The organism is Sporomusa rhizae, assembly GCF_041428845.1.
In the GTDB taxonomy this organism is placed as follows: domain Bacteria; phylum Bacillota; class Negativicutes; order Sporomusales; family Sporomusaceae; genus Sporomusa; species Sporomusa rhizae.
Window position 1 is genome coordinate 5,635,380 of sequence record NZ_CP156925.1, and the last position, 23,701, is coordinate 5,659,080.

General features: G+C 41.8%; 18 protein-coding genes, 1 pseudogene and 1 other annotated feature. Of the genes and pseudogenes, 6 read left to right on the forward strand and 13 right to left on the reverse strand.

Translation table 11 applies throughout. The annotated features are described in order from the left end of the window. Positions 1–57: 57 nt before the first annotated feature. Positions 58–660: a QueT transporter family protein gene (locus SRRS_RS26355; protein WP_371364692.1), complete on the forward strand. Its 603-nt coding sequence runs from the start codon at positions 58–60 to the stop codon at positions 658–660. A gap of 136 nt (positions 661–796) precedes the next feature. Here SRRS_RS26355 and SRRS_RS26360 read toward each other — a convergent pair whose 3' ends face one another. Beyond that, positions 797–1,342, reverse strand: coding sequence for a flavodoxin family protein (locus tag SRRS_RS26360; protein WP_371364694.1), 546 nt, complete (start codon positions 1,340–1,342; stop codon positions 797–799). A 119-nt stretch (positions 1,343–1,461) separates the two neighbouring features. Between SRRS_RS26360 and SRRS_RS26365 the strand changes: the two genes are divergently transcribed. The 3 genes from SRRS_RS26365 (at position 1,462) to SRRS_RS26375 (ending at position 3,169) form a co-directional block, all read left to right on the forward strand. After that, positions 1,462–1,803 carry a winged helix-turn-helix transcriptional regulator gene (locus tag SRRS_RS26365; RefSeq protein ID WP_371364696.1) on the forward strand — a complete coding sequence of 114 codons (342 nt, stop codon included), beginning with the start codon at positions 1,462–1,464 and terminating at the stop codon, positions 1,801–1,803. Between the two features lie 470 nt (positions 1,804–2,273). Further along, entirely contained in the window at positions 2,274–2,846 is a 573-nt protein-coding gene (locus tag SRRS_RS26370) for a flavin reductase family protein (RefSeq protein WP_371364698.1), read from the forward strand. 23 nt (positions 2,847–2,869) lie between these two features. Then, the gene (locus SRRS_RS26375; RefSeq protein WP_371364700.1) at positions 2,870–3,169 is read left to right on the forward strand and encodes a putative quinol monooxygenase; all 300 of its coding nucleotides are present in this window, start codon (positions 2,870–2,872) and stop codon (positions 3,167–3,169) included. 185 nt (positions 3,170–3,354) lie between these two features. Here the strand turns inward: SRRS_RS26375 and SRRS_RS26380 are convergent, their stop codons facing one another. Both SRRS_RS26380 and SRRS_RS26385 read right to left on the reverse strand, forming a co-directional pair. Continuing rightward, positions 3,355–3,969: a hemolysin III family protein gene (locus tag SRRS_RS26380; protein WP_371364702.1), complete on the reverse strand. Its 615-nt coding sequence runs from the start codon at positions 3,967–3,969 to the stop codon at positions 3,355–3,357. A gap of 117 nt (positions 3,970–4,086) precedes the next feature. Further along, complete coding sequence (locus tag SRRS_RS26385) at positions 4,087–4,578, reverse strand: GNAT family N-acetyltransferase (RefSeq protein WP_371364703.1); 492 nt, start codon at positions 4,576–4,578, stop codon at positions 4,087–4,089. Positions 4,579–4,807: 229 nt separating this feature from the next. On the opposite strand from SRRS_RS26385, the gene SRRS_RS26390 reads away from it, so the two are divergent. Next, the gene (locus SRRS_RS26390) at positions 4,808–6,061 is read left to right on the forward strand and encodes a dicarboxylate/amino acid:cation symporter (RefSeq protein ID WP_371364704.1); all 1,254 of its coding nucleotides are present in this window, start codon (positions 4,808–4,810) and stop codon (positions 6,059–6,061) included. Between the two features lie 103 nt (positions 6,062–6,164). Here the strand turns inward: SRRS_RS26390 and tyrS are convergent. From tyrS to SRRS_RS26440, 10 genes and pseudogenes are all read right to left on the reverse strand, one after another. Further along, positions 6,165–7,106 (reverse strand): annotated as a pseudogene (gene tyrS, locus SRRS_RS26395) (tyrosine--tRNA ligase); the annotation flags it as partial. Positions 7,107–7,162: 56 nt separating this feature from the next. Then, positions 7,163–7,397, reverse strand: a binding site (T-box leader). 85 nt (positions 7,398–7,482) lie between these two features. After that, complete coding sequence (locus SRRS_RS26400) at positions 7,483–8,013, reverse strand: TetR/AcrR family transcriptional regulator C-terminal domain-containing protein (protein WP_371364706.1); 531 nt, start codon at positions 8,011–8,013, stop codon at positions 7,483–7,485. 151 nt (positions 8,014–8,164) lie between these two features. Continuing rightward, entirely contained in the window at positions 8,165–9,274 is a 1,110-nt protein-coding gene (locus tag SRRS_RS26405; protein ID WP_371364708.1) for an aminopeptidase, read from the reverse strand. Between the two features lie 62 nt (positions 9,275–9,336). Next, positions 9,337–13,152 carry an amino acid adenylation domain-containing protein gene (locus SRRS_RS26410; protein ID WP_371364710.1) on the reverse strand — a complete coding sequence of 1,272 codons (3,816 nt, stop codon included), beginning with the start codon at positions 13,150–13,152 and terminating at the stop codon, positions 9,337–9,339. 26 nt (positions 13,153–13,178) lie between these two features. Next, complete coding sequence (locus SRRS_RS26415) at positions 13,179–14,405, reverse strand: radical SAM/SPASM domain-containing protein (RefSeq protein ID WP_371364712.1); 1,227 nt, start codon at positions 14,403–14,405, stop codon at positions 13,179–13,181. Between the two features lie 47 nt (positions 14,406–14,452). Next, entirely contained in the window at positions 14,453–14,737 is a 285-nt protein-coding gene (locus SRRS_RS26420) for an acyl carrier protein (protein WP_371364714.1), read from the reverse strand. A 378-nt stretch (positions 14,738–15,115) separates the two neighbouring features. After that, positions 15,116–16,825, reverse strand: a complete 1,710-nt coding sequence (locus tag SRRS_RS26425; RefSeq protein WP_371364716.1) for a methyl-accepting chemotaxis protein — start codon at positions 16,823–16,825, stop codon at positions 15,116–15,118. A 787-nt stretch (positions 16,826–17,612) separates the two neighbouring features. Next, complete coding sequence (locus tag SRRS_RS26430) at positions 17,613–17,903, reverse strand: hypothetical protein (protein ID WP_371364718.1); 291 nt, start codon at positions 17,901–17,903, stop codon at positions 17,613–17,615. 88 nt (positions 17,904–17,991) lie between these two features. Then, a complete protein-coding gene (locus SRRS_RS26435) occupies positions 17,992–20,088 on the reverse strand; it encodes an RNA degradosome polyphosphate kinase (protein WP_371369932.1) in 2,097 nt (698 codons plus the stop codon). 28 nt (positions 20,089–20,116) lie between these two features. Next, positions 20,117–21,664, reverse strand: a complete 1,548-nt coding sequence (locus SRRS_RS26440; protein WP_371364719.1) for an HD domain-containing protein — start codon at positions 21,662–21,664, stop codon at positions 20,117–20,119. A gap of 291 nt (positions 21,665–21,955) precedes the next feature. On the opposite strand from SRRS_RS26440, the gene ppx reads away from it, so the two are divergent. Next, positions 21,956–23,470: an exopolyphosphatase gene (ppx, locus tag SRRS_RS26445; RefSeq protein ID WP_371364721.1), complete on the forward strand. Its 1,515-nt coding sequence runs from the start codon at positions 21,956–21,958 to the stop codon at positions 23,468–23,470. The last annotated feature ends 231 nt before the right edge of the window (positions 23,471–23,701 follow it).

Consider the following 23,701-nt stretch of genomic DNA (forward strand, 5'->3'; position numbering starts at 1 on the left):
AATTTACATAAGACAGTTCGGAACCATCCAGCCTCAAAACAAAACTAGGGAAAGTCTGTGAAGTACTTGTGCCTGCCACTCGCCAAAACGCTCGGCAGCCGGATGACGCTCCCCGGGAGTTTCTTTAGTTTCTTCCTCTGTGACCGAACTATCGACAAAGAAAAGGATTATACGATGAAGCTCATTCGATTAAAAACAGTTCAATTTATTACCGAAGCCGCCGTAATTGCGGCCCTGTATGCCATGCTGACCATTTTGCTTGTGCCGATAAGTTCCGGGCAGCTGCAAGTAAGAGTTGCGGAAGCCCTGACGATATTGCCGTACTTTACGCCTGCCGCCATGCCCGGCTTATTTGTTGGCTGCTTTATCGCCAATATTTTTACCGGGGCAGGAATCTATGATATTCTGCTTGGACCACTGGTCACCCTCTTGGCGGCATTTTTTACCGCCAAGATGCCAAACAAGTATCTGGTGCCTCTGCCGCCTGTTATCCTAAATGCCGTCTATGTAGGCATATTACTGTACTACACGGCGGAACTTCCTATGGCACTTACCATGGTCTTAGTAGCTGCCGGAGAAATCGTTGCCTGCTACGTAATAGGCTATCCGCTCCTGCTGCTGCTGGAAAAACATTATGAAAAAATATTTGAACGCAAATGACAAGCAGGAGCCACTCCCAACTCCTGGTCTTGAAATATTTGTTACGCAAAGATAAACTCCTGCCAAATTCAGCAGGAGTTTATCTTTTGGTTTCTTATTACACTGTCTTATCCCCTTGAGTCTAGTTATATAGCTACTAAATATTACGCCCCATTTTTTCTGCAAGCTCAAGATATTCAGTAGCTAATATATCTCCTTTATTGAGTACACCTGGAACCATCAGTTGGCCTCTATCCGTCCATTTTTGATAGTCGACAATTAGTTTATAGGTACTAACAATACCGTCAAAATCAGACACAACATCGGTTTCTCCACAAACCAGAAGCATACTTTCTTTTATTTTCAGTGCCTTACCTCCAATAAGAAACGAATATATTTTATCTATGACCGCCTTTAGCTGTGTGGGAAATGTAAACCAATAAAGCGGTGTTATAAAAACAATTCCATCTGCTTTTTCCATAAGAGGAGCAATATTATTAAAATCATCATCAAATGAACAAGGCTTCCCCTTACTGTAGCAGGTATCACATGCTTTGCACCCCATAATATTTTTTTTACCAACTTCACATTTAACTACATCATGTCCCGCTGCAGTTGCTCCTTTTATAAATGCATCAGCCAATACATCACTATTGCCTCCCATTCTCGGGCTACCAGTTAATACCAGAATATTCTTTTTCACAGTTCATCCATCCTTTCTTTCATTGGTATCATTGACAACAATTACAGTATAAATTACAATATGACATTAGTGAAGTACGCACATTAATGTTACGTACTTACCCGAAGGGAAGTGTAAAAATGTCTATTGAAGTTTGTAGCCCAACCGGTATAAATATAAAGGACACTGATTTCGGATACACGTTGTCACTTATAAACGGTAAATATAAGATGATTATCATGTACTGGCTTGCTGAATATAAGCCAGTCATGAGGTTCAATGAGCTCCAACGATCTATTGGTACAATTTCCTTCAAGACTTTAAGTAAAACACTTAAAGAAATGGAAGATGACCAACTAATAATACGCGAAGAATATCCTCAAATTCCGCCAAAAGTGGAATATCGTTTATCTGAGCGTGGAAAATCACTCATCCCCATCTTAGATATGATGTGTACGTGGGGTGGCAAGAATCGTTTATAAAAAGTGGTCGTCCCACCCCAGCCATTGGCTTAAGACAGTCTACTAATACCATTACAAAGAAGTACCCAGCAACACGTAGTTGCTGGGTACTTCTTATGGGTAAGGATTACGAAAAAAATTTATGTTCAATAGAAAGGCAATGCCTTCTATGAATTTTCTATATTGATGATTATAAATATTTATTTTTAGAATTTCCTTAGAAATGGTTTGAAAATGGAAATCCGCACCATAGGCGATATTGTTTATTCCACTTGCTTACTAGCATTTTTTGGGGTCAAATAATATATATTTACACAAATGGTAACTATATTAATTAACGCCACTGGTATTGCAATTAGTTAGGCGGTATATAAATAGATACTATAAAACCAAAAAGTGCGCTATTGCCAAAATATAGATGGTCATTTATTGTTATATTAGAGAAAAGACCAATATAAACCTAAATTACTTTTTAAAAAGGAAGTGGTGTCATGAAAAAATCAATAGGAGCAAAAACGTTTGCAATGCCCACACCTGTCTGGGTAATAGGAACGTATGGGGAAAACGGCGAACCGAATATTATGACTGCTGCCTGGGGCGGTATTTGTTGCTCCGAGCCTCCTTGTGTGACTGTGTCTTTGCAAAAAATCCGCGCGTCCTATGAAAATATACTAAAACACAAAGCATTTACTGTCAGCATACCATCAAAAGCTCACGTAGTAGAGGCGGATTATGCCGGCATGGCCAGTGGAAAAAATACAGATAAGTTTGCTGTCTCTGGCCTGACTGCCGTGAAAAGCGACTTGGTTGACGCGCCTTATGTACAGGAGTTTCCGCTTATTATAGAGTGTCAGCTATTGCAAACAGTTGATCTTGGTCTACATACCCAGTTTATCGGGAAAATAGTAGATATAAAAGCAGAAGCTGCTATATTGGGAGAAAACGGACTGCCAAATTTGATAAAAGTAAGTCCCATTTCCTATAGCCCACCCGACAGGACATACTTTGCTATGGGGCAGGAATTGGGACAGGCATATTCTGTGGGCTCACAATTAAAGAAATAATTGATATACAAGGGGAGTATTTCATGATTGTTTTAGCAGCCACTATGAAAGCAAAACCCGGAAAAGAAGCTGAGCTTGAACATGCTTTGAAATCGGTGCTTCCTAAGGTAGAACTAGAAAAAGGCACATTACAATATATCTTACACCGTTCCCAGAAGGATGCAGGCGTATTTTTCTTTTATGAAAAATATGCAGACAAAGACGCCCTTAATTTTCATGGCTCTACACCCTATCTAAAAGAATTATTCAGCACAATTAAAGAACTGTTATCGGAAGAGCCGTCCATTGAGTTATATCAGGAAGTGGCGGCAATTAATCGCTAACTTTCGTTATTAAACTGCCTGGACTTCGGCATTGAGCAACGGTTGAGGCCATTTTCTTTATTCATCGACTTCTCGCATTACACCGTGTGATAAACCTACTAGACAATCATGGGGACGGTAATACTCATCATTTCAGTGACGAGTATTACCGTCCCCATGATTCCTTCTGGCCCTCATAAACCAATTTAGTTGCTCATTATATAAAAATAGACTGTTATATAATGAGCAGCACTGCCTGCAAGAACAAATAAATGCCAGATCGCATGATTAAAAGGAAATCGATACAGATAAAATATAGTGCCTAATGTGTAAAAGAGACCGCCGCCAACCAGCCAGTAAATTCCTGCTGTAGGTAAAGCATTTACGAGCGGTTTTATTAATATAAGCATTAGCCAGCCCATTACGATGTAACATATAGTTGATATCACTTTGAACCGCTTAACGAAAAAGATTTTTAAAACAACTCCAATTAAGGCTAGCCCCCAAACCACCCCAAAAACGGTCCAGCCCAAAGCACCCCGAAACAGAACGAGCGCAAACGGGGTATACGTGCCGGCAATTAATAAATAAATCGCCGCATGGTCAAAAATTTTAAAGATATATTTTAGTTTCTCGTTACTTACACTATGGTATAGTGTTGAAGCCAAATACAACAAAACTAGTGAAATACCATAGATATAGGAACTTACGAGATGCCATACATCACCATTTAGGCGAGAAGAGAACAGGAGTATAAAAAGCCCGACCAAGGCGAACAAGGTTCCTATACCATGCGTTACTGCATTTAACTTCTCTTCCATACAAACCTCCTAAACAATAGATTTTTACAAGCTAACAGCTACGACTTAATCATAACACCGCCGCGGTAAGCACTGTGTCGAATGTCTGACTTGCACTCATCATTCCTTACATGTTTTTTAAAGAGCAAGCGTCATATCAAACCACTGTGCTCCACCATGTGTTGATTCGGAGACCCCGTTATTCACATAACCAAAAGATTCATAGTAATGAACAAGCCGGTCTTTGCAGGTTAGAATAACACTTTTTCGCCCAGTATTCCGCGCCAATTGAATAAATTGATTCATTAGCCGGGCCGCTATTCCCTGTCCACGGTATGCAGGAATAACATCCAGGCCAAAAATAGCTAAATTTTCCCCATCCGGTACGTGATGTTCCGTACTGTAAAACAATTCGTCATAAACCACCGAGCTATTTGTAACACATCCGTTAATAAAGCCGATTAAACGGCCTTCTGTCTCGGCTACCAGGAAGTATTCCGGAAAAGCAGCGATTCTGTCTTCAAATGATTTCCGGGGTGCCGCTTCGGTTTCCGGAAAACAGATTGCTTCTATCTCCGCTACATGCTGTATATCTTTAGCAATAACTGATCTAATTATTATTTCCGACATAGTATTCTCCTTTTCCCCATAAACTTTATCAAGTGTAAAACACCTCAGCTATCTTGTCTAAGCAAAAAAACATACTACTGTATAGTATACCATCAATGCTTACTAACACGAAATCTATCATAGATATACATAACAAATTTAGAGGTTTTAACTATTTCACGTGGAATAGTTTTGAAATTAATTACCATAATAAGCATTTATAATAAATTAGGGAGGAAGATAGCTATTTATGAAATTATTTTCTAAGGATTATTTATTTTCCGCAGTATTGTTAGGGTCTGTTCTTCTAGGTGGAGTGGTTGGGATCGTTTTAGGTCCAAAAGCTTCTGTACTCAAACCCTTCGGCGATTTGTTTGTCAATCTGTTATTTATGATTATTGTACCGATGGTGTTTTTTAGTATTGCGTCAGCCATTGCTTCAATGAGAGAAATAAATCGCTTAAGCAAGATCATGGGCAGCATTCTTCTTGTTTTCTTTGTTACTGCTTTAATTGCATCTACTCTGGGTCTTGGGGTGGCTTTAATAATGAATCCGACAGAGGGAATCAATTATTCCTCTTTGCAAAGTGTCGTGCAATCTGAACCAAGCAGCCCGGAAAAGACAAAAACGCCCGGCGTTTTGGAGCAACTCGTCAAAACCTTTACCGTAACTGACTTCCCATTAGTTTTGTCTAGAGAACATATTTTACCGTTAATTATCCTGGCAGCTTTAACAGGCCTTTCCACCGCATTAGTGGGCGAAGCAGCTCAACCAGTTACTGCTTTTCTGTCGGCAGCAACCCAGGTTATGATGAAGTTAGTCCAACTTATTATGTATTATGCGCCAATTGGTTTAGGTGCTTATTTCGCTAATGTGGTTGGTGAATTAGGAACACAAATCTTACACGGTTATTTAAAGACTTTTATTACTTATTTAGTGTTGACAGGTATCTATTATTTTGGTTTTTTCACTTTATATGCCTATATTGCTGCAAAAAAGAAAGGGGTCAAAGCTTTCTGGCGTAACGCACTATCCCCTTCGGTTACAGCTATCGCCACTTGTTCAAGTGCTGCTTCCATCCCAATTAATATAGTAGCAACCAAGGCGATTGGCGTACCTAAAGATATGGTTGAAACCATTATTCCTTTAGGTGCTAATATTCATAAAGATGGCTCGGTTTTCGGTGGAGTTTTAAAGATCACCTTTCTGTTCGGCCTCTTTGGCATGGATATGAGCAGTTTCTCTACCTGTATAGGCATTATTGGCGTATCCTTCCTGGTTGGTGCTGTTATGGGTGCGATACCCGGCGGTGGTATGATTGGTGAAATGCTGATTATTAGCGTATATGGATTTTCACCGGAAGTTCTCCCCATTATTGCTGTCATTAGCACGATCATTGATGCTCCGGCAACCTTGTTAAATTCTACAGGCAATATAGTATGCTCCATGCTGATTGCCAGATTAGTAGAAGGGAAAAACTGGATGACAAAGAAATATGCATAAAAAAGTTATGAAAATCGCCAAAAAACCCGCTAAAACAAAAACTTTTAGCGGGTTTTCTGTTTGCCCTGATATCTACTCTCTGTCAGGGCTGTTTACCTTGATGAGAAGCACTCTTTGCCTTATAGGCTTCTTCTTCACCATGAACCAACTTAGTCAGTTCATACGCCAATATTTCTTTGGCTTCGGTTAGTTGACAGCCTTCCCAGTTGTCCATGGCGTCAATCTCTTTAAGTGGCAAGAAGGTAAGCATACGCATGCACTTGTGAACATCAGCGTCACCAATAGTACGCCAATACTGGAAAAATTCCGAGGGGGAGGTTTTGTTAGGATCAAGCCAGACAGCACCTTTTGCGGTCTTTCCCATCTTATTGCCTTCGGAATTCATTAGCAGTGTAATTGTCATGGCATAAGCATCTTTTCCTAGCTTACGACGAATCAGTTCCGTACCACCCAACATATTAGACCACTGGTCGTCTCCACCAAATTGCATATTGCACCCGTAATTCTGATATAGATAATAAAAATCGTAGGACTGCATACTCATATAATTAAACTCTAAGAAGGACAGCCCCTTTTCCCTTCTCTGCTTATAGCATTCTGCACGTAACATATTATTCACAGAAAAGCAGGCTCCAACATCACGAAGAAAATCAATATAATTCAGTTCTAAGAGCCAGTCGGCATTGTTAACCATAATTGCCTTGTCGTCACCAAATTCGATGAATCTTTCCATCTGTTTCTTAAAACAATCGCAGTTATGCCGGATTGTTTCCGGTAACATCATAGAACGCAAATCCGTTCGACCAGATGGATCACCAATATAGCCTGTTCCGCCCCCAAGAAGAACAACCGGTTTGTTTCCCGCCATCTGCAAACGTTTCATAAGGCATAGTGCCATAAAATGACCAACATGCAAGGAATCTGCCGTTGGATCAAAGCCAATATAAAAGGTTGCATTGCCACTATTAATAAGTTCTTTAATTTCTTCTTCGTTTGTAACCTGAGCAATCAAGCCACGAGCTGCCAGTTCATCGTAAATTTTCATTATAACAACTCCATTACCAAAAATTCATAATAAAAATACCCTCTGCTCCATTCGGAACAGAGGGCAGAATTGCGGTACCACCTCTGTATCGGAAATTCCTCACAGAATTCCCCTCATCAAGTGCAACAACACACTCGCACGCTGTATCGGGCATACCCGTCAAACCCTACTAAACTATTCAGGCAGCGGCTCCAGGATGTATTCGTGTCAGTACGTCTGCAGCCTCTCACCAACCGGTTGCTCTCTGAATGACGTAAGTCTTGACCTACTTCTTCCCTTCATTGCTTTTGATAATTTAATTTTATTAAATTCTAGTTGATTAAGCAGTAAAAGTAAAGCCACAGAATGACACATGTGTGACATTTTATAATTTCTTTCAATCAATGTACGTGAGAATATTCTTTGGCAACGTTTGTTTAAGCAGCCAAACCAGTTTACTCTTTTCCATTTTCATTCCGCCAAGCAGCCATTCGATAACCATATCAGTGCCACCGCGTGAGGCGATGTCAATAGCAAAACGCATAATCTCCGTAGATATATCAGCACCCTTACTCGTCAAATATTGCTCATATGTTTTTTTCGTTATCGCAATGTCATAACTACGAAGGCCGTTAATATCATGGCTTGCATAAGCATTTTTTAGTACACTCTGTTTTTCTTGATAAATTTCAAGGCAGCGCAACAATGCCTCCTCCCAAGTAAGGTCATCTGTTACACGGCCAAAACTAGCTTTGTAAAACTGGGCAAAGTACCAACTGGCAAGATCATATTTATCTCTAAAGTGGCGGTAAAAGGTTTTCCTTGAAAGCGATGTTCCTGCTACAATTTCACTGACTTGAATATCATCGAGGTTCTTCTTAAGCAGCAGTTTTTCCAGCGATTCTGCTAGCATTTTTTTACTATTCATAGTAGTTCTCCATAAATTTGGCTGCCAAAAGGGCGTATTTGTGTCCCATCTAGTCCAAAATATAACTTTATTCCTGATTCAAATATCTGCCCTTGTTACTTCTATCTACTTTACTGCACCAAAATGGCAGGGATAACTGGACATTTAAGCCTTACAAGAGGTTTTCGGGATTTAACCCGGCAAGTTCCGGAATGACAAACAGGCCGTCTTTGCGGATGAGCCGGTCATCAAACCAGATTTCCCCACCACCGTACTCCTGAGTTTGGATACAGACCAAATCCCAGTGGACGGCGGAACGATTGCCATTAAAGGCGTTTTGATAAGAATTCCCCGGGGTGAAATGGAAACTGCCCCTAATCTTTTCATCAAACAGGATATCGTTCATGGAGGTTGTGATATAGGGATTAACGCCGAACGCAAATTCGCCAATATAGCGGGCGCCTTCGTCGGTATCCAAAACTTTGTTTAAATTTTCGGTTTGATTGGCGGTGGCGTTCACGATTTTCCCGTTGACGAAGTCAAAGCGCACATGTTCATAAGTAATACCGCCCTGCAGGGAAGGTGTATTATAGGTGAGATAACCATTGACGGAATCTTTTACCGGCGCGGTGTACACTTCCCCGTCGGGAATATTAATATGGCCGGAGCATTTTACAGCCGGAATGCCCTTGATGGAAAAATGCAAGTCGGTCCCCGGGCCAATAATGTGAACCTTGTCGGTTGCATCGAGCAGTTGAATTAACGGCTCCATGGCCTGATCCATTTTGGCATAGTTGAGGTTACAAACGTTGAAATAGAAATCCTCAAACGCTTCCTGGCTGGTGTTCGCTAGTTGTGCCATCGAGTTATTGGGGTAGCGCAGCACGCACCACTTTTTCGTCACGCGGATGTCCGTATGAACCGGCTTGCTCCAGTATTGCTGATACCATTGCATTTTTTCGGCGGGTACATCGGCCAGCTCGCTGATATTCTGGGCGGAGCGCACGCCGATATAGGCGTCCATGCTGTCCATACGCGCAGCTTCCCACAAGGCTATCATTTTTAGCTGCTCAATGGTTGCCTCTTTTAACAGTTGACGGAGAATTGAGTTGCTTTTAATGGTAACAAACGGGATGCCGCCGACCCGGTAGGCTTCTTTGATCAATTCTTTCGCCAGCGGCAATCCATCATCAAACAATTCGATCAAAATCTTCTCCTGCGGCTGCAAACGAACCGAATATCCAATCAGATTTCTCGCTAACTCGCGGACTCTTTCATCCATGATATATTCCTCCTTGTGTGATTAAGATATGGTACAAGGGATTACCCTTAACCCGTCTTGCCTCAACCTGCATCCAGTGATGAAATCACGGTAGGCTCAGAATAGGTAGTTAAAACCCTAGAGATTATTAGGGCATTTAAACTCACAAATTCATTGGAAAGCATGGCAATATGATCGCCATAACCGTCAATAGGATAAAATGACTTTTTGCTGCATATACGCCAGTTTGCATACTCGATCATTTTTTCGTCCCGCTCGTCTACAGCCCGAAGGTTAATTATGTCTGCAGAAATCGGTACAGAAAAATCAATAGTACCAAAATGTTCAAGGCATTTTTTCAAATCATTTATCCACGCCTGACAACTATTCTCCTTATTTCTATTTTTGAACATGTTATCGGTCATCTCTTTTATAACATCGTTTTTGTTATCGGCGTTTATGATATAACTGTCTAACATAATTACAGCTGCTACCATGATACCACGTTTTTCCAATTCCTGTACAACGGCAAAGGCAACGACTCCCCCGGAAGAATAGCCGATTAGCACAACCGGATCATAACCCTGACGATTTCGTTCAATATATTCGGCGAAACTCTTTATTGGCAAAGGCCGCGTATAATCCACCTGCAAACTGTGGAACGAATACTTCGTAATGTGGTTTGCCAACGTTTGATATTCGCTTTCATCCCCTAGTAGGGAATGAAAGCAAAACAGGTTATGTCCTGTTGCGTTATATACTTTGCCTTGAGTATTTTCATCCCGGTTCTTTTTCTTTATTTGCATCTCTACATAGTGTGCAATGGCGGTTATCGTTGGCTGGGCAAAAATAAATTGTACCGGCACTTCCACTTCCCATTCTTGCTTAATCCTTGTCACAATCATCACAACACCGAGTGAGTCCCCACCGACTTCAAAAAAGTTGTCATCTATCCGAATTCCTTTTTGCCCTAAAACCACTTCAAATATGGCAAGCACCTTTTTCTCATAGTCAGTAAGAGTTTGGTCGTCATGCTCTAATTTATTTGGCTGGTTTGATAAGATTTTTCTTAATTCGTTGCGGTTAACCTTTCCATTTTCATTGAGCGGAATATCGGGAACGGGTAATAAGACGCGGGGCACCATATATTCAGGCATAATATGCTGTAAATCGGTCCGAATGGAAGCAGCCGGAATATCGGGCAAGGGAATATAAAACGCAGCCAGATATTTACTTTTTCTCGCATCTTGGGCGTCGATCACGGCAATACTTTTCACTTTACCTGTGTTCATTATTTGGGCTTCCACCTCGCCCAGTTCGATCCGGTGTCCTCTGATTTTGACCTGATTATCCTTTCTGCCGACGAACATTAAACTGCCGTCTGCCAGCCAATAGGCGAAATCCCCGGTTCGATAAAGGCGACCGGCTTTTGCGAACGGATCGGTTACAAACTTCTCCTCTGTTAATTCCGTCCGCTGCCAGTACCCCTGCGCGACTCCGTCTCCCCCCACACAAAGTTCGCCGATCGCACCAACCGGCAGTGGTTGTAAACAAGGATCAAGGATATATGCGGTTGAATTACTGATCGGCCTGCCTATCGGAATTAGTTCGCCGGTAACACGATGTATCGGATGCCAGGTCGAAAATGTAGTATTCTCCGTCGGTCCATAGACATTAATCATCTTTACTTTTTGTTTACGGTTGAACACTTTACCGATATGCTGAGGGGATAAAACCTCGCCGCCAACTAATAAAACATCAACCTGATCAAAAATATCTTCCCGCTCATCCACCAGCTTATTAAATAAGGCAGTTGTTAAAAACAAAGCACTTACTTTTTCTTGTACCAGGATACGACCAAATACATCCGGCGACAGTATTTCATTCTTTTCTGCAACGTACACGCAACCGCCATTTAATAAAGCGCCCCATATTTCAAAAGTATTTGCGTCAAAACCTACCGCGCCACCCATAAGCATTTTGCTGCCCGCACTGAGCGTCACATAATCAGGATTCTTCACCAAACGCACTACATTTTGATGGGTAATCAGAGTTGCCTTTGGATTGCCGGTTGTCCCTGAAGTATACATGACATACGCTAAATCATTAGGTCCGCAGGGTACCCGGTTATGTTGTTCATTATTTCCTGATGTAATATCGTCAGGTATTCGCAGGATAGCCCCGGTGTATTCCTCAGGCAGTACCGCCTCCCTATCGGCAAGAACAAGGTTGATCTGGCTGTCTTCAAGGATAAATTTTTTTCTCTCCGGCGGATAATCAGTGTCGATCGGCAGATAAGCGGCCCCGCTTTTTAAAACAGCGAGAATACCAATAACAAAATTAACCGATCGCCCCGTCATAACTCCGACAAAACTATTTTTTCCAACGCCTTTTTTCAGTAGTTTCGACGCTGCTGTATTGCTGATTTGGTCCAATTGTTTATAGGAATATTGTTGTGCTGCCGATTTTACAGCAATTTCACCGCTATATTTCGCGACCGTCTCCGCAAATAAATCCGGAATGCTATTATTGGGATACTCGCGCTTCGTATTGTTAAACTCATATATGACCTGCTGATATTCGTTCTTAGTTACTGTCGGAATGTTACCTAGTAATTCTCCCGGATGGTCCAGTAAATTTTCTAATATTATAAGCAGCCTTTCAACAAGAGCCACAATTTCCGTCTCGGTAAACAGGTCACTCTGATAATCCAAAGCAATTTCTGTTTGGGTTTTATTTGTATTTCTGGGGTTTACCAGAAAGAACAATTCCGTATCCTGGTATAACGCATAATATTGCTGGATAATTTCAAACCCATCGCTAACGAAGGCCGGATTCTCTGATATTTGTATATTAATGATTTTGCGAAAGCCTACTTTTTTTTCCCGCAATGTATTAACCAACATATCGTAAGGATACTGTTGATGCCGTAGATCCAACCATAATTCTCTCTCCATATTTTGCAGCATTTGAGTAAATGAAATATTTTCGTCAATGACCACCTTAAAGGGCAGGCTAGTTACAAACATGCCGACCATTTCACGGAAGTGCCTGTTCTGCCGATTATGCACCGCCCGTCCGACCACAATTTCTTTTTGTCGTTGATAGCGGTTAAAGTATACGGACAACGCGGCTGTTAATAGTAAAAAGATATTTGAACTGCTTCTGACAATATACTCTTGCGTTTTTTTGTGCAGTAATGGTGAAAAAGAGAAAACATACCGTTTTACTTGCATATTTGATACAATATCCGGTTTAGCCGCAACAGTCGTATCTTGCAATATGGTTTGAAACTTGGTCAGCCAATACTTCTCATCAACGCCAAATTTGGCAGAACTCAAATATTCCCTTTCATAGTCAGCGTATTCTTCATAGGAAGGCTTTTCCTCATATGCACCAATCTCCCCATTTTCCACCTGCTGATAAGCTTTTAGAAGCTGCTCAATAATACTTACCGCCGAAATACCATCCACAATAATATGATGCATTTTAACATACAGACCTGTGCGGTTGTCGTCGAAATGAATAAAAGCGACATATATGAGACTGGCATTCAGAAGTTTAAATTTCCTGTTGTGGATTTCTTCCGTTTCTTTTATCACATCTTGCAATTGCCGCGCCTGTAATCGCGCCAGTCTTACCGGTTGGTATGTACTTACATACTGCACAACATAGGGATCGCCATTATCTACTTTACTCAATCGAATTCTCAGTCCTGGATTTGCCTGTAAAACTACATTGAAAGCAAACTCCAATTTCAATGGGTCCATATACCGGAGAAAGCGGATAATATATCCCACATTGGCCATTTCCAACTCCGGATGCATAATCTCGTTATACCAAATACGTTTTTGCGCATGAGTCAAAGGGAAGCAAGCGGCTTTCTCTATAGCAATCATAGTCTTTGCCTCCATCATCGTAGGCCTCAGGCCTTATTGATCATATTTTCCACATTACGGTAATAGCTTGCATTACCATCCTTCACTATACACTTTTCGATAATATCGCGGGATATATTTTCAGGTAACGGAATAGTATCCCCGCCATCTTTCGGTAAGAATTGAGAAGTTCGTCGACCATAACAAGTGCACCCTGTTGTAGTGAAGAATTTATTGTATTCCGCGTACGCCGTTTTTAGATCAACTTCGTTGACATTGCTAATGGATAAAGGAACACACACGCACGGCGTTATAGCCCCGTCATTATTAACTGTCAAATAGGTATACCCCGCTCCGCAGCCAACATAATCCTCACTCTCATATTCATTAAAAAGAACTACATTGGGATAGTCAGTATCTTGGTCGGCCTTCTTTTTTGCTTCCCGTGTCCAACGAATTACGTCCCGGTAGAAACGTTTGAAGTCTTTTCCTTTCAAGTTGCCCTGCGGGATCGGAAGCACAATTCTAATTTCATCCACACAATCCAAACTATAAACAAAATCCATATACCGCCAGAATTCTTCTACTGAATCGATTCCTTCCGTCGCACAGAGGGTTACGCCCGTATAAATATTTGCATCACTTAACAACTGCAAAGCGTTAAGCGCATAATCGTACGCATGACTAAAGCCCCGCATTTTATTTACTTTTTCCCGCTCATAGTGATCCAAGCTGATAAAACACCGGGTTATCCTTGTCTCGGCCAACTCTTGCACAAATTGCTCATGAAAATGAATCCCGGTACTATATAGCAAGCCTTCCATACTGCTTGGAATCAACCGTAGAATATCCATAATATCCTTTCGCAATAAAGGCTCTCCCCCAGTAATCCCTACTATTGCCGTGCCCATTTCCTGTGCATCGCTTAGCACTCTTTCAATCGTTTTAACAGAAAGCTCCCGCTGATCTTGATAGTCCCCCCGAAAACAATGCCAGCAATTACAATGGCATTTTCCTGTTACAACAAGATCCAGCATTAATGGAACAAAATGCCCTTCTGCCATACGTTTAATTCCTGATATATATCGATCCCACGTAATTCCCGGAAAAGAAGGGGCTAAACAATTATAGTAATATCTTTCATGAACCAGATCCTCCGTAAATTTAGTGGTTGTATAAAATTCCTTTTGATTCTCAATTAATGCACAATATGGTGAGTTTAGTATCTTATCGCACACCTCTGTATAGCCTAAATACACTTTTTTTCTTTTCATCGCTATTCTCCCCGTCCTTTTTGATTAATAGCCCCAGAAACACAACTTCAAGCAGATTGTTTTTCACATAAGCGTTTCATAAGATAATCAACCGCTTGCTCTATCGTCCGCAATTCTCTCGCCATATCGGCCGGAATACGCATTTTCATAGCATCTTCATAAGCTACAATCAAATTGACTCTGTCAAGAGAATCAGCGTACAAATCGTTAATAAAGTTACTTTCCAGCGTCAAAATATTTCTATCGCATTCTAGAACACTAACTACTGAATCCCTGACAATCTCAAAAACCTCCTCTTTTGTAATTTTTTTAGCATTCTGTTGATTAGTCATGCTAATCTTCACTCCTTTTGTCTCAAATAAAGTTTCTAACTCACAAGTTTGCCAAATGAAGAAGGGATGCTAGCAAATAATAATGGCACCCAAAAATTCAGGCGCCATTAAACAATCTATTCTCAAACGCCATTTTGAGATATCGGCCGAATTTATAGCAATTTTTATTCTTCCCTATATAAGTATTACTTTTTGACCATTTTATGATTTTTTCTGTCCACCTCTTAAAAACAATGAAACCCTATTTTCTTGTTTTATCCCCTCGGCTCACACAAAAAAGACACGACCAGCCTTGTGCCGTTCGTGTCTTAAAACTCTTTACCCAATTGCAGTCTTGGCAGAAAAATAAGACGGGCTTTTCGCCCGTCTAGTTTTGAATCAGACCTTAAATTTCTGGATTGTACGCTGTAATTCTTCCGCCATTTTAGCAAGACTCTGGCTGTTTGCCGCAATTTCCTCCATGGCAGCAGATTGCTCTTCTGTTGCTGCCGAAACGGTTTGCGTATGACCTGCCGTTGTTTTACCTATCTCATCAATATCTCTTACGGCTAAAACTATTTGTTGACTGCCACTGGCCATTTGCTGCATGGCGGCGGAAATTGTTTTAACTTCTTCTGAAACTTCCTCGATAAGTTTGGCAATTTGCCCAAAGGATTGCCCGGCAACAGTTACAACCTCTGTCCCTTTTTTTACTTCCTTCGTTCCATCGGCCATAGCTATGACGGCTTTATCCGTATCAATTTGAATGTCGTTAATTAGAGCCGCTATTTGCTTGGCAGCCTCCTGGGACTGTTCGGCCAGTTTGCGGACTTCCTCGGCAACCACGGCAAAGCCTCTGCCCTGTTCTCCGGCTCTGGCCGCCTCAATAGCAGCATTCAAAGCAAGCAAATTGGTTTGTCCCGCAATACCTGATATAGTATCGACAATTTGCCCAATTTCTTTAGAGCGTTCTCCCAATTTAGCAACCACTTCTGCCGAAGTATTTACCGTCGTTTCTATGTAACTCATCTGCTCAATGGCTGTTCCTACCGCTTCCAGTCCTGCTTTTGCCGCTCCCGCCGTCTTGTCAGAGGTGTGGGCAACCGTATTGCTATTAGCCGCCGCCTGCTGTATTCCGGCAGACATTTGCTCGACTGTCGCGGAGGTATCATCAATCGCTTTCGCTTGTTGATCCGTCCCATCAGCAACTTCTGTTATTGTCGTTGCTATTTGGGTCGCCGCCTGGGCCGACTGCTCGGCACTCGCCGTTAATTCTTCGGAAGAAGCCGCTAATTGTTCTGATGCTAAGGCTACATTTTTTATCAGTTGACGCAGGTTAGCTTTCATACGGTTGAACTCCGTGGTAAGCACACCAACCTCATCATTGCTTTCTGCAATTAGGTCTTTTGTTGATAAGTTTCCACTTGCTATTGATTTAGCTTCGTAAACCACCCCTTCGAGCGGTTTCGATATCAACTTGGCTAAAAATTGACCAATACCACAGGACAGAGCAATTGAAATGCCTATTAAACCAAGCAGTAGGGTTTTCGTTGTGGCAAAGTCAGATTGGTTCTTTTTATATCGTTCTTCCGCCTCTTTTTCCTGATACTTTACCAGTTCTCTAATACGATCAGCAAATTCTTCAGAAATTGCATCCCCTTGCCTGGCTTGCAGCAATGCCTCCTGCGTTTTTCCTGCAGTTACCAACGATATAACAGTATCTTCCTGCTTTATTAATTGTTCGGCTGATCTTCTAATGTTGCTTATCATTACCTTTTCTTCATCGGTCAAGTTCATTTTTTCAAATTTGGTAATCAACTCTTCAAAATCCTTATCCCGTTTACGCATGTCTGCAACAATTGTTGCGTGCTCATTTTTATCTGTGACAATTAATTTATATATATTTGCCTGACGAGCCCTATTTTGCTGTCTCATATCTTGAGCAGTATCAAGCATTATTAAATCTATTTCAAACAGCCCTTTGAAACTTTCATTTCCCGCTCTTGTGTAGTAATAGCCAACGAAGCCGACAAAACCTATTAATATAGAAGATATCATCGTTAAAATAAGCAATTTCTTTGATATTTTCATGTTTAAAAACCAACTCATGCCAATTCTCCTCTTTCTGTATTTACTTCGTCGCCGCTATAAAATTTTAGTAAAAATTCCTCCTTTGTTGGAATAAATTGTTAAAAATAATCAATAAATATTAATAATGATTACTTTTTGTGATTTCGTCATACTATCTTAAAATACCTCTAATAAGTTTCATTTTAGGGTGAAAAGTAGCTTATTTTTATTCAAAGATTGCTAAAAAAAATACTAATTATAACTTAGGCACCACCCTACTACTTGATAAGCCACAATAGCGCCCACATGTATCTGCACATATAGCATACTACCGGGTTTTGCATTGGTATCTGTTTTGTTTATCAACATTTGAACAAATACTTTTAAAAATTCCCTCTCGCTATCTAAAGTTATCCCCAAACAAGCTTTTTTCAGATTATCCACACATACATTACTCTCATTTATCCACAATGTTATTCCCCATTTTTAGGGTATTTTTCATTCCTTAGGCATCATTTTCCCACAGTTATCAACTAGGTTATCCACATTTTTAGGTGTTTTGGGGATAACTTTGTGGATAACTTGAATAACTTCGTAAAAAAAGACTGAATACAAATGCGAATTTAGCACATTTGCTATCAGCCCTTTAAGATATCCCCAACTAGGCCTATGCCATACCTTGGGGATAACAAGTATTCTATTTAGAATAAAGAAAACGATAAAGGAAACACGGCTTGCGCCGAGCTTTGGCGAAAGCGGAAGCCGATGTTGCCCTTATCCTTAGAAAGTTATACTTTCTAAGGATAAAAAAAGGAGCGTGATTATCTCACGCTACCGGACGGCTCCAATCAACATGTACGCCTGTCTTTTCCCATATGCGGGTAAGAGCTGTTTTTAGATTATCCACACTTTCTGCCGGACGAATTGTTACATCTTTGAAATCAAGCAACCCTTCCCCAGCTACCCTGATAACATGTTCTGCCGCCAAATAAGTCTCAATGATTTGGCGGACAGTTGCGTTGTCGAACTTTACTATGATTTTTTTCGCTTCTCTGTCGTATTCAACATAGCCGCACTCATTGTTATACTGAACGGCCACTTTGTAGTTTTCTTGCATATACATCGCCTCTTTCCCTAAAAACAAATTATTTCCCTTTAGTATAATATTATACCGGCAAGAGACAAACTCCTGCCGGTATTATTACTTATTCCGCACGGCGGTATAAAGGTTTTAGTCTCTGCTCAATTGTGATATCTGCTGCTCTGTTTTTTGACTGGGCCTGAGCAAAAAACTCCATCTGCGAGTTTACAGCCTTACCACGTTTATCGGCCCGTCGATAGGTTCCGTCTTTTTTCATGACATACGCCTTTTGATTGTCGGCGATCGTTATATCCAAGATACTTTTTATCCTTGCAATATGGTCGGGATTCTCAATGGGGAAGAATAGTTCGACCCGTTCATTGAGATTACGCGGCATCCAGTCAGCGCTTGACAAGAAAATACGCTCGTCACCGTTGTTGCTGAAATAGAAGATACGGTGATGCTCCAAAAACCGCCCGACAATACTGCGTACCGTTATATTTTCACTGACTCCCGGTACTCCCGGCCGGAGTACGCAAATGCCTCTTACGATAAGATCAATTTTTACTCCATGGCAGGAAGCCTCATATAATTTCAATACGATATCCTTGTCAACAAGTGAGTTCATTTTCGCAATCATGCGGCCGCCGGTTCCTGCTTTGGCAAATTCGATCTCACGGTCAATGAGGGCTTTGATTTTTTCCCGCAGTCCTAACGGCGCTACAACTATTTTATTCCATACTGGCGGATCGGAATAGCCTGAAAGCACATTAAAGAAGGCCGAGGCATCCGCACCGAACTGTTCGTTGGCGGTAAACAAGCCCATATCGGTGTAAATTTTAGCAGTGGCGTCATTATAATTGCCTGTACCCATGTGTACATAGCGTTTAATGCCGTCTTGCTCCTGCCTAACCACCAAAATCATTTTGGCATGAGTTTTTAGACCAACCAAACCATAAATAACATGGCAGCCGGCTTCCTCCAGGCGTCTGGCCCACAGGATGTTATTTTCCTCGTCGAACCGGGCTTTTAGCTCGACAAGTACTGTTACCTGCTTACCATTTTCTGCAGCTTGCGCCAGGGCCTTTACAATCGGCGAATTGCCGCTGACCCGGTATAAGGTTTGTTTGATCGCCATCACTTTAGGATCAAGAGCTGCTTGCCGGACAAACTCGGTAACCGGCTGGAAGGATTCATAGGGATGGTGCAGTAAGATATCGCGCTCGCTTATCGCGTCAAATAAATCGGTTACTCCGGACAGTTCCTGTGGCGGCTGTGGTATAACCAGGCTGTATTTTAGGTGTTCGAGACCAGGAAAACCGGTAAATTTAAAAAAACAAGTGGCATCTAAAGGCCCTGGAATTTCATAAACGTCCTGTTCGCCAATATTTAAGTTGTGTATCAGTAGTTCCCGGAGCGGCCGGTTATTGGTTTTACCAATTTCCAAGCGTACGGCTTGCCCCTTTTTGCGTTGTCTTAGAGACTTTTCCACTTCGGCTAAGAGGTCTTTGGCGTCTTCTTCATCAATGGAAAGGTCGGCGTTTCTGGTGATACGAAATGGCACCACATCTTTTATCGTATGACCGTGGAAAAGATGGCCGCAATAGTGCTTGATGATATCTTCAAGGAAAACGAATTGCCGTTTCGTACCGCCGGAAGGCGCTTCAACAATACGAGGCAATACAGCCGGAACCTGGATAACTGCCGCATGATCGTCTTTTTTCTCCTGACTTAAAAGAACTGCTAGATTTAAGCTGCGGTTGACCAGAAAGGGAAACGGATGCCCGGCGTCGACCGCCATCGGTGTAATTACCGGAAAAATTGTGTTATTAAAAAAATTTTCGAGCCATTCCTGCGCCCGCTCATCCAACTTAGGAATATCACCAAACGAAATATCGGAACTCTCCAGTTCAGACATAATACTTTTCAAATATTTATACTCAAGTTTGACCATTTCATGGGTATCTTCCGTAATGCAAACCAGCTGCTGGCGTACCGACAGTCCGGCAGCATCAACCTTGTTCACACCGCTTTCCAGCTGGTGCTTTAAACCGGCAAACCGAATCATAAAAAACTCATCCAGATTGGAACTGGTAATAGCAATAAATTTCAAGCGTTCCAGCAGCGGCTTTGTTTTGACGTCGGCTTCACCTAAGACCCGCCGGTTGAATTTAAGCCAGCTCAGTTCCCTGTTAAAGAAATATTCGGGATTGTCATGTATATCACATTTCTTGCTGTTTGGCACTATATCACCCCGTCCGTCTGATTAATGTGGCTTTTATTCCGAAAACATCTTCAAAAAAGTCAGCTTTGTCTGCAAAGGTCCAGCCTTCCAGCGACATATCGTCGCTGCTTGTGACGGTAATTATTAGTTCGTCACCGCGCAGTACAGCTTCTGCATGACTGACTTTTTGCCGATGGCTACGATCAATAGCATCGGCCAGCCGGATTATCCCCGATAGTTTGGATATTGTAACTTTCTGATTGGGCGTTAAGTTAGCAAAAGAAGCATCTGCGTCAGATGGCACTCCTTTGGAATGATAAAAAGCGACATTAGCAATTATATGCTTTTCGGCTTCCGAAAAGCCCATCATGTCGGAAGAAATAATGAGCCGATAAGAATAAAAATAGTGCTTCCTCAGGTTTACATGTTTTCCGATATCATGTAGAATAGCAGATATCTTTAATAATAGCCTGTGGCGTTCACCCAGGCCGTGGATTCGAGCCAGCTTATCAAACAGCATCAATGACCATTTTTCAACAGTAGCCGCATGGACGGGGTCATAGTAAAATCGCTTGCCGATTTCCCAACACAAATTAATAAGTTGATCTTCAATCAGTTTGTCGTGAGGATGTCCGGTTTTCTCGGCAATGTGCTTAATTACAATACCGTCAATAAATTGATCACTTAATATAACGATCTCTTCCGGATTGGTTAACGACAGTATTTGTTTATAGAGCACAATCGTAGGCAACACAATCTCAGCCTTATGTTCTGTAAGGTCGAAGTTTTTTATTATTTGGGGCAAATTAAGATAACGCACTTGTTTATAAAGAGCGCTAAACTCGGACAAACTGACAAAAGTAACCTTACCTTGGTCCTTGCCCAGCATTTTCAATAGCAGTTTGGTCTCAGGTCCTGACAACACCAGACGCTTGATGTCATGGCGGCTCATTTCCTTTTCTACCGGCTCGATGGTACTGCTGATGTACTCAGATAGGGCTTGATGAAAGTGGGAAGATTCACGCTGATTTTTGTCAAAACTCTCTTTAATACGCAGCGCGCCGATATGAATGTTCTGCTGATATCTAAGATTGCCTTCTTCATATAACGTAAAACCCAGACCACCGGAAGAAATATCAACAAACAACATGCCATCCTTCGCGTTCATCAATCCGTGTTCCTGAACCGTTCTCACCAATGACACATACTTGTAAAATATCTCCTGCGGCATTTCAACGACCTCAACGTTAAAACCGGTTTTGACTTTAATCTGATCGATAATATATGGCTGGTTTTGGGCTTCGCGAATAGCCGTAGTAGCTACTAAACGATAGTCACGCACCCCATATTCGGCAAGCATACGGCGATAGCCCTTCAATAGTTCACAAATTTCACTAACAGCGCCAAAACTAATTCGGCCCGTTTTAAACGTCTCTTCACCCAGCATTACCTGCCGGTAACTCTGTTCTACAATTTTGACGTCTTCTAATTGGCTATATTCTACTATCTGGACGCCAATCTGCTCTGAGCCGACATGAATGGCGGCAAACCTGTCAGGTGCATGTCTGGCCATGTAGAACCCCCTAATCGAGATTTATAATATATATATTAATAAATTCGACAGTTAAAACCAAAAATCCTGTATTTTTTTATTACTTAATGCTAAATTTACTGTAAATTTATACAATTTAACTTTAGCTGTCCTAATAACGCTGCGGCAAACTCGGATTTTGTCGCATACGGTTAACTCGTGAAGAATCATACAAAAAAATCTATAGTAAGGTTGAATGTGAGCAAGAATTTTATCAATAATAGCGAATAAGTAATATAATTCTTTACTCAGATCGTTAGGAGCTGAATAATTTTGACTGAACGAGTGGCAATCATCGACTTGGGTTCAAACTCGGCCCGCCTGATTGTTATGAATATCTATCATAATGGAGCTTACAACCTGGTATACAATCAAAAAGAATCCGTACGCTTGAGCGAAGGCATGTCTGAAACCGGAGTGCTCTCCCGTGATGCCATGTGGCGGGCCATCGGCACATTGAAAGTATTTGCCCATATGTGTGAACTGATAAAAGTGGACAAGATTTTGGCTGTCGCTACCGCTGCCGTACGCAATGCAAAAAACGGCCGCGAGTTTGTTCACCTGGTACAACAAAATACCGGTATTCCACTCCGGGCGATTAGCGGTGAGGAAGAAGCACATCTCGGGTATATGGGGATCATTAATACCATTGATTTTGATGACGCACTGTTATTTGACCTGGGTGGCGGCAGTACCGAGGTGACATTGGTAAGAGATCGCCAGCCAGTCGAAATGTTCAGCATCCCGTTTGGCGCCGTTAACTTGACGGAAAAGTTTGGTGCCCAAGACAAAATAAGCGAATCTCAGCTTACCTCTATGCGTGATTATATCGGCAGCAAGCTGGAGCGCCTTCCCTGGCTTAAACGCCTGAATATCCCCATCGTCGGCGTAGGCGGTACTGCTCGTAATATTGCCAAAATGGATCAAAAAAATAAGAACTATCCCTTTCCCAAAGTACATAATTACCGGTTTGGCTTAATGGCCTTTGATGAATTATGGCGCTCACTTGTTAAAACTAATTTGTCCCAACGCCGCAAATGTCCGGGCTTAAGCAGTGAACGTGCTGATATTATTATCGCTGGAACTACCATTGTCAAATCGCTCATTGAGGTATCGCAAGCTACCAATATTGTTGTTAGCGGCTGCGGCGTGCGGGAAGGTATGTTTTTAGAGTATTATCTGAAAAGACAGGAACAGCCTGAGATAATTCCTGATATCCTGATGCACTCCACCCGTAATATGCTGTTATTTTATAAGGGTAATGAAACTCATGCCGAACATGTCGCCAAATTAGCGGAAACCATGTTCGACAAGTGGCAGCCCATTCTACGGTTATCCAACCGTGATCGACGGCTGCTCCGGGTAGCGGCTTTGCTGCATGATATTGGCATAACCATTAACTATTATGACCATGCCCGCCACAGCGCCTACCTTGTAGAAAACGCACGTCTGTTTGGGCTGACTCACCGTGAACAAATGCTGATCGCCGTAGTTGCCGGCTGGCATAACGGTCCGGCATCCAAATATGTGCGTAACCGGATCTACAGTGAATTCCTTGATCAACACAACTGGCAGACCGCCAGGAAATTAGCTCTCCTCCTATCGCTAGCCGAAAGTTTGGAAACCACCGAGCTGGGTCTGGTAAAAGACGTTGAACCGTCAATCATGGGGTCACAAGCTGTTTTAACCCTGCTGACCAATGATCCGGTAAGTATTGAGCGTCAAGCAGCAGCCCACCATCGTAAGTGGTTTAAAAAAGATTTAGGGTTCGAACTTATTATTCAATAAAGAAAACACGGCTTGCGCCGAGCCTTTGGCGAAAGCGGAAGCCGATGTTGCCCTTATCCAGGCGGAAAGTTATACTTTCCTACAGGATAAAGGTAAGGCGTACAGTTCGGAAGCTGTACGCCTTTGTTATATCTAAATGTATATTTAGCTGATATTTTCCTATAATACAATGTTGTGACAGTATTTAGACTTTGCGAAAATACAACTATCGGGCTACAATATTCCTAAGTG

Excerpts from the sequence above, each read along its gene's own strand:
- SRRS_RS26375 (WP_371364700.1), top strand. The coding sequence starts at position 2,870 with ATGATTGTTTTAGCAGCCACTATGAAAGCAAAACCCGGAAAAGAAGCT.
- SRRS_RS26400 (WP_371364706.1), bottom strand. The coding sequence starts at position 8,013 with ATGAATAGTAAAAAAATGCTAGCAGAATCGCTGGAAAAACTGCTGCTT.
- SRRS_RS26410 (WP_371364710.1), bottom strand. The coding sequence starts at position 13,152 with ATGATTGCTATAGAGAAAGCCGCTTGCTTCCCTTTGACTCATGCGCAA.
- SRRS_RS26390 (WP_371364704.1), top strand. The coding sequence starts at position 4,808 with ATGAAATTATTTTCTAAGGATTATTTATTTTCCGCAGTATTGTTAGGG.
- SRRS_RS26385 (WP_371364703.1), bottom strand. The coding sequence starts at position 4,578 with ATGTCGGAAATAATAATTAGATCAGTTATTGCTAAAGATATACAGCAT.
- SRRS_RS26430 (WP_371364718.1), bottom strand. The coding sequence starts at position 17,903 with ATGCAAGAAAACTACAAAGTGGCCGTTCAGTATAACAATGAGTGCGGC.
- SRRS_RS26365 (WP_371364696.1), top strand. The coding sequence starts at position 1,462 with ATGTCTATTGAAGTTTGTAGCCCAACCGGTATAAATATAAAGGACACT.
- SRRS_RS26440 (WP_371364719.1), bottom strand. The coding sequence starts at position 21,664 with ATGGCCAGACATGCACCTGACAGGTTTGCCGCCATTCATGTCGGCTCA.
- SRRS_RS26415 (WP_371364712.1), bottom strand. The coding sequence starts at position 14,405 with ATGAAAAGAAAAAAAGTGTATTTAGGCTATACAGAGGTGTGCGATAAG.
- SRRS_RS26425 (WP_371364716.1), bottom strand. The coding sequence starts at position 16,825 with ATGAGTTGGTTTTTAAACATGAAAATATCAAAGAAATTGCTTATTTTA.
- SRRS_RS26420 (WP_371364714.1), bottom strand. The coding sequence starts at position 14,737 with ATGACTAATCAACAGAATGCTAAAAAAATTACAAAAGAGGAGGTTTTT.
- SRRS_RS26405 (WP_371364708.1), bottom strand. The coding sequence starts at position 9,274 with ATGGATGAAAGAGTCCGCGAGTTAGCGAGAAATCTGATTGGATATTCG.
- SRRS_RS26370 (WP_371364698.1), top strand. The coding sequence starts at position 2,274 with ATGAAAAAATCAATAGGAGCAAAAACGTTTGCAATGCCCACACCTGTC.
- SRRS_RS26380 (WP_371364702.1), bottom strand. The coding sequence starts at position 3,969 with ATGGAAGAGAAGTTAAATGCAGTAACGCATGGTATAGGAACCTTGTTC.